This is a genomic window from Roseovarius aestuarii (assembly GCF_019966515.1).
GTDB classification, from domain to species: Bacteria; Pseudomonadota; Alphaproteobacteria; order Rhodobacterales; family Rhodobacteraceae; genus Roseovarius; species Roseovarius aestuarii.
Genome location: NZ_JAIMIB010000006.1, coordinates 128217 through 146680, shown reverse-complemented (window position 1 = coordinate 146680; position 18464 = coordinate 128217). Strand labels below are relative to the sequence as shown.

Below are 18464 nucleotides of genomic sequence, written 5' to 3'. Positions count from 1 at the left end.
TAACCCATGATACGCGGCATTCTTCTTGATCTGGCGGGCGTTCTCTATGATGGCGGGCGGGCGATTGATGGTTCCGTCAGGGCGGTTGCGCGGCTGACCGACGCCGGTGTGCCTTTGCGATTTGTCACCAATTCCACCCGGGCACCGCGCCGCAAGCTTTTGCAAAAACTGCAGCAGATGGGGTTCCGGATCGGCCCGGATCAGCTTTCTACACCCGCAAGCGCCGCCTGCGCCGCGCTGACTGCAAGCGGACGCAGGCCGCACCTCTTGATCCACCCGGACCTGACCGAGGATTTCGCTGATCTGTCCGAGGGCCGTGCGGGGACATCGGTCGTGATCGGGGATGCGGCAGAATATTTCACCTATGACGCTATGAATTCGGCCTTCCGCGCCCTGACAGACGGCGCCGACCTGTTGGCGCTGGCGAATAACCGGAGTTTTCGTGACGCGGACGGGGCGCTCAGCATCGATATCGGAGCCTATGTCGCGGCGCTGGAATATGCCAGCGGCCAGAAAGCGACCATATTGGGCAAGCCCGCACGCGGGTTTTTCGAGGCCGCACTGGCCAGCATGGGGGTGGATGCGGCCGAGGCGGTGATCATTGGCGACGATGCCGAAGCCGATGTCGCAGGTGCCCTGAGCGCCGGGCTGGGCCGCGCTGTTCTGGTGCGCACGGGCAAATACAGCAAAGGTGACGAGGCTAGGTTTACCCCGGCGCCAAGCCTTGTGGCAGATAATCTGGCCGAGGCAGTGGACCTACTTTTGCCCGAGATTACCTCGCAACAATAAACCCGGAACGAGACTGCCGTGGGGTGTAAGTTAGAGCATCGACCTTGAGTCTCGAACTGCGAACAATCTCTATAACCCATTGAATTAATGATATATATAAGGCGAGAAACGCCTCCGGCTTATCGCTTTCACTCTAGCCTGCGTGACGCCGGTCACCCCGAAACTCCGTTTCGTCGGTGACGGTAAACCGCCCGCCTTTGATTTTCTGGATCTTACCGTCGCGCAGCAATTGCCCAAAAGACCGTAACCCGTCCTCGCGCGAGAAATTCTCTCGCTCGATTTCCGCAACCTTATGCATCAGCATGGGACGCGAAAACTGAGAGCGGCCTTCAACATCCGACATGTAGGCTGCCGCAGCTTCCAGCAGATCGGGCAACTGCGTCGCACCCATTTCGCGGGCATAATCACTGAAGCTGTTGTCGCCTTCCTCGGCGGTTTGCTCCTGGCTACCAGCCGACTCCGTGGCTGCAATACGGCGGGGGCGGATCGGCTCCTGAGCGATATCGACACGCTGCTCGGCAACCAGTTTCAGTGGCGCCGGGCGGGCTTCAACCGGGCGTTCCGATCGGGCACCCTCCGCAGTGTTTGGGCGGTTCGGGCGTACTACGCTGGCCAGATCGCTGCGATAGGGCGTGTCATCGACACCCTTTTCAAGGTCCGAACCCGCTTTTTTCTCGGCACGAGTAGCGGCAACAGCGGCACGCAGATGCTGAATGGCACTGCGACGCTGGTTCGATTCAGGTTTTTCAAGCTGGCTGTCAGCTTCGTCGAAAATTCGCGAGATATCGGTTTGGCCGTCGGCGGTTTCAAATTTGTGCCGACCATCGCGAGCGGATGATGGTTGCGCAGGCTCACGGGCTTCACTAGCGTCCTCATCTGCATCAGCCGACACCAGATCAGCCTCGTCGACTTCTTCATCTGCGTCAGCCGACACCAGATCGGCCTCGGCCGCGTCTTCATCCGCTTCAGCCAAAGCTGCGTCGGTCGTGCTGTCGTCGTCATTCATGTCAATCGACAACAAATCCGCTTCGACCTCTGCCAGCTCGCGCTGCAACTCTTCTTCCTGCTCTGGGGTCAGCGACTGATCGTTGCCTGAGACGTCCACTGCGGTACTCGCATCAGATTGCATCAGATCTGATGCATCATCCGAACGGTCGTCATTAACCATTTCATCTGTGGTCGCGGCGTCAGCCTCGGTATTTTGCCCCCGGCGCATGCGCGCGCTGAGCCGCGCCGGCATCTCATCGTGATCACTTACATCTGCGTCAGCCTCGGAGGTCGCGGTTTCATCAATCACCTCGGCTGATGGCTGATCATCCTGGTTTTCATCATTTATTTCAATGGCTTCTCGCGAATCCACATCTTCGGGAACGGAGTTCTTTGCCAACCGGGACAGTACATCCTTAAGATCGTCACCGCCTGCCGCGTCATCAGTCTCAGCGACCGGCGCCTCGACCTCGGCAGCCTGTTGCTCGGACGTATCGTTATCCTCCTCAAAGGTATCCGCGCCGTTCAATTCGGCCACGTCATCCATAGCCAGCGCGGCGCCCAGTTCAGCGGCAGTTTCGCTCAGGAAATCCTGGGCGTGTTCATCTTCGCTGTAATCTTCCTGTTCTTCAGGCTGGTCGTTTTGCAACACGACCGAGCGAATACGGGTCAGCTTGGCCGTGATAGACTCCGGATCGGCAACCAGCTCCTCCACCGTTTCGCTTTCATACACGGTTGGGGCGTCAGGGCCGGGCGAGTTCTGAAAGAACTCTTCCGCGGTTTCGATATCGTCGTCTTCGATCATGGGACCATCGGCGGCGATATTGTCCGTCTCGCCCATCTCGGCCGCCATGTCCGGAACGGGTTCAACTGTTTCTACATTTTCTTCCGCTGGTGCCACCTGATCGTCGGCGACTGTATCTGCTACTATGTCGTCGGCAGCTTCATCCACAACGGTTTCAGCCGTTTCCACAGGTGGTTCGGCAACAACGTCTTTGGCAGGCGCGTTGGCTGTCTGGGTGACGACAGGATCGGCGATGGCAGGTTCCTGAAATGCGACGTCACCCGGCGCAGTTTGCACAGTGGGTGTATATTCTGTCCCGGCTTCGGGTTGCCCGGCTGAGGCTTCCTCGACCGGTTGCAGATCTTGAGCAGCGTCGTCCGCGTTTGGTGTATCGACATCCGTGGCCTGATCCGGCGCCGATGCAGCTATCTCGGCCGAGGTGGCAAGTGACGCCGTTTCGGCTGCTCGCAGAACGATACCGCCCTGGTCCTGGCGCGCTTCTACCTGACGGGCGATTTCACGTTCCGCTATCCGCGCCAGCATATCGGCGTCGGGTGTCGGTGGTTCAGCCCCGAAGTAACGGTCATCCGCCGCAAGATCGCGAAAATACTCTGCAATCGCCTTCATCGTCTCGAAGGAGTCATCGAACCCTTCAAGCGTGCACGAAAAAGTGCCATAGGAGACCGTGAGTATCTTACTTGTGTTAACCATGCCAATCGCTCGCTTTACTCTGCCTGCAAGCTCCATTTTTACCATGCCCGGAAAGACCAAAGCCGCCCGATTCTTGGAATTTTAACGTACCATTTTGTGACAAGAATGTGTTCTCTTCCATAAATTGAAGTTAACTCGGGGCAAAAATGATCGTTCAACAATCCCATCCTGTGACGCTGATTGGTGGCGCAAAGGTATACAATCAAGGGCTTCAGCGCGCCCTGACACTGGCCCCGACATTGGTGGCGGCGGATGGCGGGGCGGATTCGGCACTGATCGAGGGCCGGATGCCGGATGCCGTAATTGGCGATTTTGATTCGCTGAGCGATTCGGGGCGACATTGTATCCCACCCGAGCGCCTGCACGAGATATCAGAACAGGACAGCACCGATCTTGACAAATGCCTGCGCAATGTCGACGCGCCGCTGATCATCGGCGTGGGCTTCTCGGGCGCGCGGCAGGATCATCAGCTGGCGGCCTATAACTCGCTTGTACGTCACCCAGATCGCCGTTGCATCCTGCTTGGCCGGGACGAGATCGTTTTCCTGTGCCCGCCGTCGCTGCGGCTGGATCTGCCTGTGGGGACACGTCTGTCGCTTTTTCCGATGGGTGCTGTCGAAGGGGTGTCCGACGGATTGAAATGGCCGATCGCCGGACTGAATTTCGCTCCTGACGGGCGGGTCGGCACCTCGAACCAGACCACGGGGCCGGTCCATCTGAGCCTGACCGCGCCGAAAATGCTTACCATTCTACCCGAGAATGCGTTGGAAACAGCGACCACCGCCTTGCAAAATACCGTCGCCGGGTGGTCGTGAACGTCGGAAATCGCGATTTCAATTCCGCCAACGACCGCAACGAGCCCATCGTGACCGATGCTCCGAGCTGGTCAAATGTCTGCTCTCGGACGAGTTGACTTCTCAAGGTGTTCTGCAGACAAACGGATCCTAGTTCACGAACGACATCAGCAACCGCCGCAAAGAAATGAAAAATGAAACAGACGGTATCGACGCCCTCCAACCTGGATCTTGAGCGGCTCGAAGAACAAAGAGCCGTGGTAGTTCGATTTGTATCAGCTGATAGTCTTTCAAATTATCAGACTGTAGCAGGTAAACTCGGTACGTTGCGTGCACTTCTTGACGCCTCAGTTTTCGCACCGGATCAGACGTACGAACTGCAATGCATGGGCATCGTCTTTGGAGATGCGTTTGTTCAGCAGCACGGTTTTGAATGGGTTAGCGTTGAAGATGAATACGGTCGTGATCCTGCTCTTAGATTTCCCAGAACCAGCGTCTTGTTATTTCCTTTGACAATGATCTCAAAGCGCATCGAACGCGGTGAAGCCATTGATGTGTTCGATATGTTCAATGGTGTAGCCGACATCGCCCTAGAAAAGGTGCAAGAAGAACTCAAGGGTTGAATGGTTGCGAAGGATCTCAGTGTAGGTGCGCACTGCGACTATCGCTATCAATAAAAAGAAGCCTTTCGCGAAATCGCGGCGCAAGTCCGCAAAGTCCGCAGAGCGGGCAATAACGTTTGACTGAGCTGTTTGACCCGGATCGGTCGTTTTCTGGCGTGCCGGGCTTGGGTGCCGACATAAGATCGGAGCTATGAACACATCCTACCGGCTGCATTTCGCCCCCGATAACGCCTCTCTGATCATCCGGCTGGCGCTGGAGGAACTGGCGCAGCCCTATGAAACCGTACTGGTTCATCGCCAGGCGCGGGCGCATAAATCACCCGATTATCTGCGGCTTAACCCGCAGGGGCTGATCCCGGTACTGGAAACACCCGACGGGCCGCTGTTCGAGACCGGTGCGATCCTTCTGTGGTTGGCCGACCGACACAGGGCGCTGGCGCCCCAGGTCGGTGATCCGCAGCGCGGGGCGTTTCTAAAATGGCTGTTTTTTACCTCAAACACGGTACATACGGCGCTGCGCATGAACTTCTATCCGGATCAGTATATCGGCCCGGATCCGAACCGGCAGGAGGAGCTGCGCCACCACATGCAAAAGGCGCTTTCTGGGCACCTCTCGGTGCTGAACACGATGGCGGCGGAGCATCCCTCCTGGCTCGGAGCGACACAGCCCTCGGTGCTGGATTTTTATCTGGCGTGCCTGATGCGCTGGATGGTGTTATACCCTGAAGGCGGATCGGACTGGTACGACATCGGCAAATGGCCGCTTTTGCGGGAAATGGCGGCGCGTCTTGAGGCTTGTGATAGCGTCCAGTCTGCCATACATGCCGAGGGCTTAGGGGCGACTCCATTTACCGCCCCTCAATACGCTCGGCCACCAGAAGGGAGTGCCACCTGATGTTCCTGTCGGTTTTTGATATGTTCAAAATAGGCATTGGCCCGTCCTCGTCCCATACGATGGGGCCGATGGTGGCGGCGGCACGGTTCCTCGACAAGATGCGCGCGGCGGATTTCACCTGCCACGGCGTCAAGGGATCGCTACACGGCTCACTCGCCTTTACCGGCGTTGGCCATGCCAGCGACCGGGCGACCATTCTGGGCCTCGCCGGTTTCGTGCCGGAAACCTATGATCACGAAAAGGCCGAAGCTGCACTGGAACAGATCCGCGAAACCCATACCGTGTCGCCCGAGGGTCTGCCCGAGCTGGCATTCAACCCGAAAGAGGATCTGCAATTCGATTTCGGCCCCAATCTGCCGGGCCATGCCAACGGGATGATCCTGATGGCCACTGACAAGCAGGGCGATGTGATCCTGCAGGAGACGTATTACTCGATCGGCGGCGGCTTCGTGATGACAGAGGCCGAGCTTGCACAAGGCCGCAACACCGATGAGGGCGATCCTGTCCCCTACCCGTTCAAGTCCGCCGCCGAGATGCTGGAAATGGCCGAAACCAGCGGCAAGAGCATTGCCGAGATGAAAAAGGCCAACGAACATGCACGGGGCGGGCCGGAAAGCCTGACATCCGGTGTCACGCGGATCTGGCAGGTGATGAACGACTGCATCGAGCGCGGCATGACAACGGATGGCATCCTGCCCGGCGGACTGAATGTCAAACGCCGGGCCAAGGGCATCCGCGATGCGCTGATCGAAGAACGCGGGACAAACCTGAATGCGCCGCACAAGATCAACGATTGGATGAGCCTTTATGCCATGGCCGTGAACGAGGAAAACGCCGCTGGCGGTCAGGTGGTCACCGCGCCCACCAATGGCGCGGCAGGGGTTGTACCGGCCGTCGTCAAATACTGGCTTGAACATGTGCCGGGTGCCTCGGAGGCGCAAATCGAAGATTTTCTGCTGACCGCTGCTGCCATCGGCGGGCTGGTCAAGTTCAACGCCTCGATCAGCGGTGCCGAAGCTGGTTGTCAGGCGGAGGTGGGTAGCGCCTCGGCCATGGGCGCCGCCGGTCTGGCGGCGGTACTGGGCGGCACGCCCGCACAGATCGAAAACGCGGCCGAGATTGCGCTTGAGCATCATCTGGGCATGACCTGCGATCCGGTCAAAGGGCTGGTGCAGGTGCCGTGCATCGAACGCAACGGGCTGGGCGCGATCAAGGCGGTCTCGGCAGCGTCGCTGGCGCTGCGCGGGGATGGTACGCATCTGGTGCCATTGGATGCCTGTATCGAAACAATGCGCCAGACCGGCGCCGATATGAGCGAAAAATACAAAGAAACGTCACTAGGTGGATTGGCGGTAAACGTCCCAAATTGTTGAATTTTTCGGCGTTTTCGCCAAATCTCCACGTCCTGGTCTAACTTTCGCCCGGTTGGGGCAATGAAATCGATTCAACTTTGAAATGAATCGGGACAACTGCTCCATGCGTCTGGTATTTGCTGTTTTTCGACTGCCCTTTTGGGTGTTTCTGGCTGCCGCTGGCGGGATTTTCTATCTGGGTGAATTAGCCCATCGCGACACGTTGGCACAAAATCAGGAAATGACCCGGGCGCTGGCAGGTAACCCGCCCGAGACCGTCGATCTGGCAGATTTTTCCCGCACCATGAATACGGGCCCAGCTGACGAGATTTCGGTCCGGGGCATCATCAATCCGGACTACAATTACGAGCTGACGAAACGGCGCAAGGGTGCCGACAAGACACGCTACATGTTTGTGCTGTTTGATGCGGCTGACCCGGCAGACTCGAAAATGGCGCGCGGCGCGCTGGTGCTGACCGAGGATGAGAAAGACAAATTCGTCAATGAATACTACTTTGAGAATTCCGCAATTGCCTTTGCGGAGACCGGCGCCGTCAGTGTGATCGCCCTGAATGGCCAGGACGAAGGCTCGCCGGACCTGTCCTCAATGGTCCGGGATGCTTTTGAAGAACAGAACCTGACAAAATCCGAGAATTTCATCTATATCGAGCCGTTTTTGGATGGGCGCGAGGCGGGGTTGACCCCGACGATGAGCGCCAATGAACTGCGGGATATCATCCGCGGCGTTGGTCTGGTTGCCGCATTGATCGGCCTTGTCAAATTTGCCCGCCGACGCCGGAAAAAGGCCGCTCGGTCCGATGAAGGCTATGAAGAAGTACCCGCAACCAGTGATGCTGGCGCCCAGTTTGTGCAGACTGTTCCGGTAGGGGGGCATGGCACGGATCCGGCAGCCGACACCGGGGCGGCGCGGGACGGGGCAGCGACGCGGGACGGGGCAGCAGCGCCGAAACGGCGCCTTCCGTTCAAGACATTGGCAGTCGTCGCGCTGATTGCCGTGGCTCTCTACAGCGGAAATTTCGCCTATCTTTCTATCGCCCTTTTCATAGCAGCCTATGTTTTCATCATCCGCAAAACCCACAAAGCGATCAGCGGCGGGCTAAACCGGCTGGGTGTGACATTGCCCGGGTCAAAATCGGATGCGGCGATACTTGCCCAGTTTCAGAAAGACGCAGGTGCCGGTGCCGAAATCGGTGCGATGGCGGCAGAGGGGGACGTACGCGAAAACGGCACGGGCCTATCGCCATCCATCCATAAGAAAGATCTGGTCGAAGACAGCAAGGAGCCGGTCGGCACCGAAGCATCGCTTACGCGCGGACGATTCAAGCTGCCATTCGTTAATCGCAAACGCTCTGCCGCACCAGAATCTGCAATCGAAGGCAACAAAGACGATGAGACGGGGCACAAAGGGTTAGGATTGCCTCTGCCCGGACTGAACCGCGCCGAAGAAGCAACCCCGGCGGCGTCTGCACCCCGGGCCCCGGTCAGGCGCAGCAAAGAAGCGTTCCAGGCCCCGGTTCTGTTCGACTCTGGTGACACCGACGAAAGCCGCTCAATCGGCGGCAAACTACAGCTTCTTCTGGCCCGTCTGAAACCCGCCGAAGGTGCGCCGCGCGCGCTTGCCGGGCGGCCGGACCCGTTTGAAAAACTGGCATCAGAATCCCGGGGCAACACGGCACGCTGACGCCTGCTGACAGTTTCTGACTATTTTAAACCCAAGATGGATTGCCAAGTTCCAGTGCTGGCCCTAGCGTCGCGCCATGAGCAAGGATCGCACCTTATTCGGCATTCTTCTGATGGTGGGATTTTCGCTGATCGCCCCGCTGATGGACAGCTTTGCCAAGCTGATTGGCGATGCGGTTGCCGTGGGGCAAATCGCCGCCACACGGTTTGCGGTTCAAAGCGCGCTTTTGCTGCCGCTGGCGATACTGATGGGCTGGCTGCACCGGCCCGGCGGCTCCGAGATCGGCCTGCATCTGGCGCGCTCACTGCTCTTGATGGTGGCGACTGCGTTTTTCTTTACCGCCGTTCGATACATGCCCATTGCCGATGCGATTGCGATCTTTTTTGTCGAACCTTTCATCCTGACGCTGCTGGGTGGGTGGCTATTGGGAGAGCAGGTCGGCCCGCGCCGTTACATCGCCTGCGCCGTCGGATTTGGTGGGGCATTGCTGATTATTCAGCCCAGCTTTCAAGAGCTTGGTGCGGTGGCGTTTCTGCCGCTGGTCACCGCGCTTTGTTTCGCCTTCTACATGATCCTTACACGGCGCATGGCCACCCGCATGCACCCGATCTCTTTGCAGGTATATACCGGCTTGGCGGCGCTGCTGATCGCGGTACCGGTCCTATGGGCATTCAACGACAGCGGCGTGGCACCGCTTGATCCGGTCTGGCCGGAAGCGCGCGAGCTGAAGCTGCTGGCCGCTCTTGGGGTTGTCGCTACGCTTAGCCATGTCTGCATCAGTTTCGCCCTGTCTCTGGCGCCTGCGTCGGTGCTGGCGCCCCTGCAATATATCGAGATCGTCGGTGCCACCTTCTTAGGGTATTACATTTTCGGCGACCTGCCCGATGGGCTCACATTCGTGGGCATCGCCCTGATCGTCGGGTCGGGGCTTTATGTCTTTGTCCGCGAACGCGCCCTGCAACGCCGCCCGGTGCCGCCTGTCTGACAAGACACGCACAATCCGCCAGGATTTCAGATACACAACAAATTCCGTCGAAACTGGCAGTCCCAAGTTAGCCGGTCTCCACCAAATTTCCCTGATAACAGGGAAGCTCCGAACATGTTTCTGGGAAACGGCACCGATGGTTTAAATCCAGCAATTCATCTTCCTGTTATCCGGTAAGTAGGTAGAAGCAGACCCAAAGCCAAGTTGCGACTAAGGCTTGAAAGGAGCTCCACTCGACTACGTTTGCAATGAGGGGCGCCTTCGTGGGTTTCAGAGATGTTGGTCCATCTGGCACTGTCGCAGTTCTGCAACTGCAATCCAAATGACCCAAGGAGCGTGAAATTTGGTGAATGAATAATTGTGAGCTACGGTATTGGTCACGTACGAGAATTGGGGCTGTCATGCGATCTGGATGCATCTTGTCGATCATGTTTTTGGTTCATTTTGCCGATGCGGCTACAGCTTTCGACCGGGCTCCAGAGCAGCGTGCGAATTGGATGGTATTAGAAGCATCCAAGGACATCTTGGAGTTTCCGGACTTCATATTCGCCGCAAAGCCCGAGATATGAGCATATCAATCCTCGTCGATGCGGATGCGTGTCCGGTCAAAGACGAGATTTTCAAAACCGCATATCGGCATAAAACGCCGGTTGTGCTCGTGGCAAACAGCTATCTGCGCACGCCTGACCATCCGCTGATCTCGATGCAGATGGTCTCCGACGGGTTTGATGCGGCGGATGACTGGATCGCCGAGGCCGCCACCCCGAAGCATATAGTTGTTACTGCAGACATATTACTCGCAGGTCGGTGCATAGAGGCTGGCGCGACAGTACTCGCGCCGACGGGTAAGCCGTTTAACAGCTCGAATATCGGTGGTGCGATTGCGACGCGGGCCATTATGGCAGATTTGCGTGGTGGGTTGGAGCAGACCGGCGGTCCGCCACCCTTCTCGGCGAAGGATCGTTCTCAATTCCTAAACGCGCTTGATCGAGAGCTGAACCGTCTCACACGGCTTTTCTAAGTGTGGAACGTCGCGCTTCTTTGACTCGTTGCAGCCAGAAATTATCCCCGTCGCTACCGGATATGACATCACGCCGCTGAGCCTCCGCATTTGAAGGGGTCCACCGTTATGTTTAGGGAACGGAGGACAGAATGGCAAACACGCGATTAAAGCCGGAAGAGATTGTCTCGAAGTTACGGCAGGTTGAAGTTCTGATGGAGCAAGGCATGCCCCGTCTGGATGCAATCAGACAGATCGGGGTTGTCGAACAAACCTATTATCGCTGGCGCAAGCACGGAGCCTTGTTGCGCCATTGGTCCGAGCGACAATGGCGACGGGCGGAATAAGCGTAGACCAATTGAAGGAACTAAAGCGACTCCAAAAAGAAAATGAGCGGCTGAGGCGTGCAGTGTCAGACCTGACGCTCGACAAGTTGATCTTAAAGGAAGCCGCACGGGGAAACTTCTGAGCCCCGCTCGTCGCCGTACTTGCATCGATCATGTTCGCAGTCAGTTCAAAATCTCGGAACGTCGGGCTTGCCGCGTGCTGGGACAACACCGATCCACGCAAAGGCGTATTCCTCGGGGCAGACCGGATGAAGAACAACTGGTGGCGGATATAGTCGAGCTGGCCAGGCAATATGGTCGGTACGGTTATCGCCGGGCTGCGGTGTTGCTGAGGGAGGCTGGATGGTCTGTCAGCGATGGCCGCATCGAACGGCTCTGGAAGCGAGAGGGTCTGAAGGTTCCGCACAAGCAGCCGAAGAAAGGACGGCTCTGGCTGAACGATGGCTCCTGTGTTCGACTTCGACCAGAGCATCGTAATCATGTGTGGTCCTATGACTTCGTGCGTTGCCGCACCGATGACGGAAAGACCTTTCGTACACTGAACAACGAGACCTTGTCCGCCACCGGTCCGAGAACAATGGTCGAGTGACGAGTTCAGTCGGGAGTGCCTGACCATCAGGGTGAAACGGAAGCTGAACTCGGCGGATGTCGTCGACGCTCTGACCGATTTGTTCATCCTGCGAGGTGCACCGTCCTACATCCGTTCAGATAACGGCCCTGAGTTCGTTGCCCTGGCGGTTCGCGACTGGATTGCGGCTGTCGGCGCCAGGATGGCCTAAATTGAGCCGGGATCACCCTAGGAGAATGGATATTGCGAAAGCTTCAACGGTCGAATGAGGGATGAGCTGTTGACCGGGGAAATCTGTTATTTGATCAGAGGAACGCAGATCAACATCGAAGAACGGAGGAAACACCATAGCACCAAAACGGCCACATTGGGTATTGGACTACCGCCCTCCGACACCGGAAACCATCATACCAATGGAACCCAGACCGATCATACACTAACAATCAATTTGGACCAGTCAGATGAAGCTGCTCAACTTTACCGGCTCGGTACCAGTTAATCGGCATGGTTTGACCTGGAATGCTCAAAAAGTTAGAAAAGTTTTCAAAAAAATTTGAAGTTTTTTGGTGCCGCGCGCCACCCGCAAATTAACAAATTTTCTAGTCCACCGTGCCTAATAATGGCTTTGGAAAAGATGCGGCAACCGGTCCTGGTCTCAGCAAGCTTCCGGTCGAAACATTCGTGTTGATCATCGTATCGACCGGTACGCCGATTGCGAGATAGCATGTCGGAGCAGTGATTAATGGCGACGTATAACTTCACTGGCTTTGCGCCGGATGCATTTTCCCAGCCGACCGGCAGTACGATGCAACTGGAGCCGGACTGGGATGGCCAGGACGACGGTTATGATTTCGAAATCACCGATGATGAAAGTGATTTCCAAGGCGATGCCAACAATAACGAGACCGGCGACGACACCAGTCAGCAGACCGCCGTTGTCCGAGATGAAACCTATGATCAGGACGGCCCCAATACCATCACCGGCACCACCAATGACGATACGCTTCGCGGTGGTGGAGGGAATGACAGTATCGAAGGTGGCGAGGGTGAGGACAGCATCGACGGGGGTGCAGGTGACGATTCCATCTATGGCGATGCCGGCAATGATACGATGTCCGGCGGCGACGGGACAGGCTACGGCGACAGCATCGACGCGTCCGCCACCACAGACGGAACCGAGATCGAGACCGGGGGCGGCGACGACACCATCACCGGCGGTCAGGGCGACGACCGCCTGCTGGGCGAGGATGATGCCGACACGTTCATCGTCGAGGATAATTTCGGCAACGACACGATCGACCTGACCAACCTATCCGGTCCGGTCACCGTCACCTATTCGGGGGAAGAGGCCGGGACGATCACCGACGGCACATATTCCAGTAAGTTTTCTGTTCGAGACCAGTAGGTAATTGTCCAGTTCGCTGGCTAGAACCAATTTCTTTATTCTGGGCAATTCCTCCATCAAGCTTCCAGTTTTTTTACAGGGTTGAAAAAATCCTTATCGCTGAATGATGCATTTATTCCGTTGGTATGTTTGGCTTGGATGATTGTGCTACCTGTCCAAGGTGAGGCCGATGATGGATAACGTTCGGCGGTGCCGTGGAATTTAGAATCTTTGCCGCCATCTTTACCTTTTGCGAAGCCGACCAAACCGACGCCAAAAAGTCTTTGTCCCAGCGCCATGAGGACTTGTTCAAATTGGTCGTCAGAAAGATCGTAATAGTTCAATTTTTGCTCGCCCGACTATTAAGCGAGTAGCGGCAGCAGTTTTGATATTTAGCAACTTCCAATAGATGTTAATGCCTGTCAAAGATCAGCTTCGGGGTGAGAAAGGTTAGGAGCGACCTGCGATTTTCTCATATCTTATCAGTCATCGGTACGCGCACTCCGCAGGCGAGATGATTTGGAGCAAAATAAAATCTCTTGATCATTGCTGATCTATCGCAGGTCTGAAGATGGAAATGATGATAAGAATTATTCCGAATAACTGAAAAGTTGTTTTCTTACAATCGATTGCAGCTGGTAAGTGGCAGCCCGTAGGGGAATCGAACCCCTCTTTCCAGGTTGAAAACCTGGCGTCCTAACCGATAGACGAACGGGCCATACCTTGGCGTGAGGCGTTCTCTAGGCAAAACGGGGGGCTGACGCAAGGGGCATTTTGCAAAAAAGTGTGGTGCGCCGCTGACGGGCCGGGCTCAGGATCACGGGTGAGTAACGTCAGCCTGCGGGGGCTGCGTCTTCGAGGCGGAGCTGTACTGACTGGCGGCCGCCCCAGCTGTTGATGTCCAGCCGTCCGGCCAGATGAAAACGCGCGCCGCCATGTGCTTCCAGCGCAGAGCCCAGAGCGGTGTCGAACGCCCCGAAGGCGATTGCATCCATCTGCGCGCCCAGACCATCGCCAAAGCGCAGTTTCAGGTGGCTGTCACCGACCCGTTTGGCAAAACCAATCGCCATGTCGGGAAAGACGTATCGCGGCCCTGGTGCGCCAGCGCCGAAAGGGCCTGCGGCATCGATCTGGTCAACCAGTTCGACCGTTGCCGCCCCAGGCATCAGCACACCGTCGAGGCGCAGGTCCGACGGCCCGGCCTCGGCGGCGCCCTGACGTTCCAATAATTCCGACAGCCGCTCCATAGCGGCTTCCAGCTGGTCGCGTGCAACGCTCAGCCCCGCGGCCATCCGGTGGCCACCGCCCTTGTTCAGCAACCCCTCGGCGGCCAGCCGCTGGATCGATGCGCCCAGGTCGACACCTGTGATCGACCGGCCCGAACCTTTACCCTCGTCGCCATCAAGCCCGATCACCACGGCGGGGCGGTTGGTGGCCTCTTTCAGACGGCTGGCGACAATGCCCACGACACCCGGGTGCCAGCCCTCGCCAGCGGCCCAGACCAGCGGCGCATCCAGCCCACGCCCCTCGGCCTGCTCCATGGCGGCGGCGCGTACCGAGGCCTCGACCTCGCGGCGCTCGGCGTTGAGCTGATCCAGCCGCTCGGCCAGGCTGCGGGCCTCATTGGGGTCGTTCGACGCCAGCAAGCGCGCGCCCAGATCCGCCTTGCCGATCCGCCCGCCCGCATTGACGCGCGGACCCAGCACAAAGCCCAGATGATAGGCGGTCGGTGCGCTGTCCAGCTTTGCCACATCCGACAGCGCCACAAGCCCCGGACGGTCGCGCCGCGCCATGACCTTCAGCCCCTGCCGCACAAAGGCGCGGTTCACACTCCTGAGCGGGGCCACATCCGCCACGGTGGCCAGCGCCACCAGATCGAGCATCGCCAGCAGGTCAGGTCCTGATTTGCCTGCCTCACGCAATTGCCGCCCGGCTTCGACCAGCATCAGGAACACCACTGCAGCGGCACAGAGATGCGCCAGATCGCCGCTTTCATCCTGCCGGTTAGGGTTCACCACGGCCAGCGCATCCGGCAGGGTCTCGGCGCCCAGATGGTGATCAAGGATGATGATATCGGCGCCTTTGGCAGCTGCTACCGGGCCATGACTCAGCGTGCCGCAATCGACGCAGATGATCAGGTCGTGGGCGCGAGCCAATTCGGCCATCGCGGGTTCATTAGGGCCGTAGCCTTCGTCGATCCGGTCGGGCACATATAGGGTTGCGGCCACGCCCGTCTGCCGCAGCCAATCCACCAGCAGCGCGGCGGAGCTGCCGCCATCGACATCATAATCCGCAAAGATCGCGATCCGTTCACGCTGTTCTGCGGCCAGCAAAAACCGTGTGGCGGCGCGTTCCATATCCTTCAGCCCGCGCGGATCGGGTAGCAGATCCCGCAATTGCGGTGCCAGATAGGTCTCGGCCTCCTCGGGCGCAACGCCAAGCCGGGCCAATGTCTGGCACAGGGGGCGCGGCAGGGTGGTTTGTTGCACCATCGCTTCAGACTGGCGCTCGACCTCTGCCGAGGGACCGACCCAGGCCCGCCCGGTTAGCGAGCTTTCGATGCCAAGAAAGTTCATGACCTTGTGGACAGGATACTGTCCGTGCTCATCGCGTCGGCAAATTCGCCGTGCAAATGGGAGATGGCAGTGACGTGAATGGTTTCGGGGTCCATCTCGGGCAGCGACGGGGCCCAGCCGGTATTGGCATTGGCGCTGAACGCAGCGCAGGCATCATGGGCAATGGTGACGTCAAAACCCAGATTGGCGCCCATGCGGGTGGTGGTTGAAACACAATGCGGCGTGGTCAACCCGCAGATCACCAGCGCGGTGACACCAAGACCTTGCAGATGCGTCTCCAGCCCGGTGCCGATGAAGGCGGAATTGACCGATTTCTCAAGGATTACTTCGCCCTCGACCGGCGCCACCAGCGGATTGAATGCTGTGCCGCCGGTATCCGGGCCAAGCGGGCTTCCGGGTTCGATGCTGACATGGCGGATATGGACGACGGGCCAGCTCTGTTCGCGCCACGCCGACAACAGGCGCGCGGCATTTTCTTCGGCACCGGGATTGTTGCGCTGACCCCAGACCGGGCTTTCGAAACCGGTCTGGATGTCGATCAGAACAAGCGCCCGGGCCACGAGGTCACTCTACCGGGTTGCGGTAGATCATCCGCCGGAAAGACCCGGTTTTCGACCGCATCAGCACGGTTTCGGTCTCGACATAGCCGGGACGGCGTTTCACGCCTGCGACGATCGAGCCATCGGTCACGCCGGTGGCCGCAAAGATCACGTCGCTGGTCACCATCTCGTCGCGGTTGTAGATGCGGTCGAAATCGGTAATGCCCGCCTTGCTGGCGCGGCCACGTTCATCGTCATTCCGAAACAGAAGCCTGCCCCAGATCTGCCCACCCATGCATTTCAGGGCACTGGCCGCCAGTACACCTTCGGGTGCCCCGCCTGATCCCATATACATGTCAATGCCGGTACGATCAGCCTCGGCGCAGTGAATGACGCCGGCCACATCGCCATCGGTGATCAGATAGACCGCAGCACCGGTGTCGCGCACTTCGGCGATCATGTCCTGATGGCGCGGGCGTTCCAGAATGCACACTGTGATGTCGCTGGTCTTGCAGCCGCGCGCCTTGGCCAGCGCCTCGACCCGTTCGCGCGGACTCATATCAAGCGAGACAACATCCTTGGCGTAGCCCGGCCCGATCGCCAGCTTTTCCATATAGGTGTCCGGCGCGTGCAGCAACGTGCCACGCGGGGCCATCGCAATCACGGTCAGGGCGTTGGGCATCGCCTTGGCGGTCAGCGTCGTACCTTCCAGCGGATCAAGCGCGATATCCACGCCTGGGCCATCACCGCTGCCGACCTCTTCACCGATATAAAGCATCGGGGCTTCGTCGCGCTCGCCTTCGCCGATCACCACGACACCCTGAATGTTGAGCATGTTCAGCTGTTCGCGCATGGCATTGACGGCGGCCTGATCGGCGGCCTTTTCGTCGCCGCGCCCGATCATGTCGGCACAGGCAAGGGCCGCGGCCTCGGACACACGGGCAAGCCCCAATGAGAGCATGCGGTCGTTGAAATCAACAGTGGCGGACATCGGTTTTCCTTATTTTCGTGGTCGGGCCAGCATTATCCGGCGTGCCCGCAGGGCGCAAGCACCGCCTCAGACCGTTTCAATCCTGAGCGCGACGGGCTTGCCCGCCAGCACATCCAGCCTGGACATCGCAGCCAGCGCCTCATCAAGCGACGCACGGGTGGTCTTGTGGGTGACGATCAGCACTGGTGCGGTGGTGTCGCTATGCTGATACTGGCGCATCCGGTCGATCGAAACAGCGGCTTCGCCCAGCACCTTGGCCACTTTGGCAAGCGCACCGGGTTTATCCTCAAGCGCGAGACGCAGATAGTAGGGCGCGGGAGTAACAGCCTTAGCGGGTTTGGCGGGGCTAAGACCGGCGGCGGGCTGACCAAAAGTCGAAATCCGGAAGCCACGGGCAATATCCATCACGTCGCCCATCACCGCGCTGGCGGTCGGGCCTTCACCGGCGCCGGGGCCACGCAACACGATCTGTTCGACACTGTCCCCTTCCAGCACGCACATATTGGTGCCACCCTCTAGCTGACCCAGCGGGCTGGTTGCGGGCACAAGGCAGGGCGACATGCGCTGTTCAAGCCCCCGACCGGTCATCTGGCAAACCCCCAGCAACTTGATGCGGTACCCCATATCGGCAGCCTGATTGATATCGTCGATGGTGATCCGCTCGATCCCTTCCAGCTCAACCCCGTCGAAATTGACCTGGGTACCAAACGCAACCGAGGCCAGAAGCGAAAGCTTGTGCCCGGCGTCGATCCCGCCCACATCGAGCGTCGGATCAGCCTCGAGATAGCCCAGCTGGTTGGCCTCTTCAAAGACCTCCGCATAGGGCAAGCCCGCCGATTGCATGCGGGTCAGGATATAGTTGCAGGTGCCATTCATCACGCCCATCACGCGGGTGATGTCATTGCCCGCGAGCCCTTCAGTCAGGGCCTTGACCACCGGGATGCCACCGGCAACGGCGGCCTCAAACCGGATCACACAGCCAGCCGTCTCGGCGGCTTCGGCCAGCGCCTGGCCGTGATGTGCCAGCATTGCCTTGTTGGCGGTAACAACATCCTTGCCGTGAGCAATCGCTGCTTCGGTCGCTGCTTTGGCCGGTCCATCACTGCCGCCCATCAGCTCCACGAGCACATCCACATCGTCACGCTTGGCAAGGGCGACGGGATCGTCCTCCCACGCGTAATCCGAGATATTCACCCCGCGATCCTTCTCGCGCGTGCGCGCCGAGACCGCCGTGATCAACACCGGACGCCCCGAACGGGCCGTCAGCAGGTTGGCCTTTTGCCGGACGATCTTGACGACACCGGTGCCGACGGTGCCCAGACCGGCGATGCCAAGGCGCAGGGGTGTTGTCATGGGACTCTCCGATCAGATTTCGCGATTGTGTCTGGGGCTGCGATGTAACGGGTTCACACGTTGCTTGCAACGCGGGTTTTGGCC

15 protein-coding genes, 1 tRNA gene and 1 pseudogene are annotated in these 18464 nt (G+C 58.6%); 10 read left to right on the top strand and 7 right to left on the bottom strand.

Annotated elements, in window-relative coordinates; translation table 11 throughout:
* The first annotated feature begins 6 nt into the window (after window positions 1-6).
* On the top strand, window positions 7-789 hold the full coding sequence (locus LC334_RS09920; protein WP_085800287.1) for a TIGR01458 family HAD-type hydrolase: 783 nt from the start codon (window positions 7-9) through the stop codon (window positions 787-789).
* 133 nt (window positions 790-922) lie between these two features.
* Here the strand turns inward: LC334_RS09920 and LC334_RS09915 are convergent, their stop codons facing one another.
* A complete protein-coding gene (locus LC334_RS09915; protein ID WP_223412938.1) occupies window positions 923-3271 on the bottom strand; it encodes a hypothetical protein in 2349 nt (782 codons plus the stop codon).
* 146 nt (window positions 3272-3417) lie between these two features.
* Here LC334_RS09915 and LC334_RS09910 point away from each other — a divergent pair, with 146 nt between their 5' ends.
* From LC334_RS09910 to LC334_RS09870, 9 genes and pseudogenes are all read left to right on the top strand, one after another.
* Entirely contained in the window at window positions 3418-4086 is a 669-nt protein-coding gene (locus tag LC334_RS09910) for a thiamine diphosphokinase (RefSeq protein ID WP_085800288.1), read from the top strand.
* A gap of 173 nt (window positions 4087-4259) precedes the next feature.
* The gene (locus LC334_RS09905) at window positions 4260-4688 is read left to right on the top strand and encodes a DUF3806 domain-containing protein (protein WP_085800289.1); all 429 of its coding nucleotides are present in this window, start codon (window positions 4260-4262) and stop codon (window positions 4686-4688) included.
* Between the two features lie 190 nt (window positions 4689-4878).
* A complete protein-coding gene (locus tag LC334_RS09900) occupies window positions 4879-5583 on the top strand; it encodes a glutathione S-transferase family protein (protein ID WP_085800290.1) in 705 nt (234 codons plus the stop codon).
* Window positions 5583-6956: an L-serine ammonia-lyase gene (locus tag LC334_RS09895; RefSeq protein WP_085800291.1), complete on the top strand. Its 1374-nt coding sequence runs from the start codon at window positions 5583-5585 to the stop codon at window positions 6954-6956. Before LC334_RS09900 ends, LC334_RS09895 begins: the two co-directional genes overlap by 1 nt.
* Before the next feature lie 103 nt (window positions 6957-7059).
* Complete coding sequence (locus LC334_RS09890) at window positions 7060-8637, top strand: hypothetical protein (RefSeq protein WP_085800292.1); 1578 nt, start codon at window positions 7060-7062, stop codon at window positions 8635-8637.
* A gap of 76 nt (window positions 8638-8713) precedes the next feature.
* On the top strand, window positions 8714-9622 hold the full coding sequence (locus tag LC334_RS09885) for a DMT family transporter (protein WP_085800293.1): 909 nt from the start codon (window positions 8714-8716) through the stop codon (window positions 9620-9622).
* Between the two features lie 565 nt (window positions 9623-10187).
* The gene (locus LC334_RS09880) at window positions 10188-10643 is read left to right on the top strand and encodes a YaiI/YqxD family protein (RefSeq protein ID WP_085800294.1); all 456 of its coding nucleotides are present in this window, start codon (window positions 10188-10190) and stop codon (window positions 10641-10643) included.
* 131 nt (window positions 10644-10774) lie between these two features.
* Window positions 10775-11977, top strand: a pseudogene (locus LC334_RS09875) (IS3 family transposase).
* A gap of 302 nt (window positions 11978-12279) precedes the next feature.
* Window positions 12280-12942, top strand: coding sequence for a calcium-binding protein (locus tag LC334_RS09870; RefSeq protein ID WP_085800295.1), 663 nt, complete (start codon window positions 12280-12282; stop codon window positions 12940-12942).
* A gap of 56 nt (window positions 12943-12998) precedes the next feature.
* Here the strand turns inward: LC334_RS09870 and LC334_RS09865 are convergent, their stop codons facing one another.
* The 6 genes from LC334_RS09865 to LC334_RS09840 form a co-directional block, all read right to left on the bottom strand.
* Window positions 12999-13265: a hypothetical protein gene (locus tag LC334_RS09865; RefSeq protein WP_139836366.1), complete on the bottom strand. Its 267-nt coding sequence runs from the start codon at window positions 13263-13265 to the stop codon at window positions 12999-13001.
* A gap of 299 nt (window positions 13266-13564) precedes the next feature.
* Window positions 13565-13639: transfer RNA gene (locus LC334_RS09860), tRNA-Glu, on the bottom strand.
* 115 nt (window positions 13640-13754) lie between these two features.
* On the bottom strand, window positions 13755-15497 hold the full coding sequence (recJ, locus tag LC334_RS09855) for a single-stranded-DNA-specific exonuclease RecJ (protein ID WP_085800297.1): 1743 nt from the start codon (window positions 15495-15497) through the stop codon (window positions 13755-13757).
* A complete protein-coding gene (locus tag LC334_RS09850; RefSeq protein ID WP_085800298.1) occupies window positions 15494-16057 on the bottom strand; it encodes a cysteine hydrolase family protein in 564 nt (187 codons plus the stop codon). The genes recJ and LC334_RS09850 overlap by 4 nt, the downstream gene beginning before the upstream one ends.
* Window positions 16058-16061: 4 nt before the next feature.
* Window positions 16062-17027 (bottom strand): class II fructose-bisphosphatase, encoded by a 966-nt coding sequence (gene glpX, locus LC334_RS09845; protein WP_085800299.1) that lies wholly within the window; start codon window positions 17025-17027, stop codon window positions 16062-16064.
* A 66-nt stretch (window positions 17028-17093) separates the two neighbouring features.
* Window positions 17094-18380 (bottom strand): homoserine dehydrogenase, encoded by a 1287-nt coding sequence (locus LC334_RS09840; protein WP_085800300.1) that lies wholly within the window; start codon window positions 18378-18380, stop codon window positions 17094-17096.
* Between the last annotated feature and the right edge of the window lie 84 nt (window positions 18381-18464).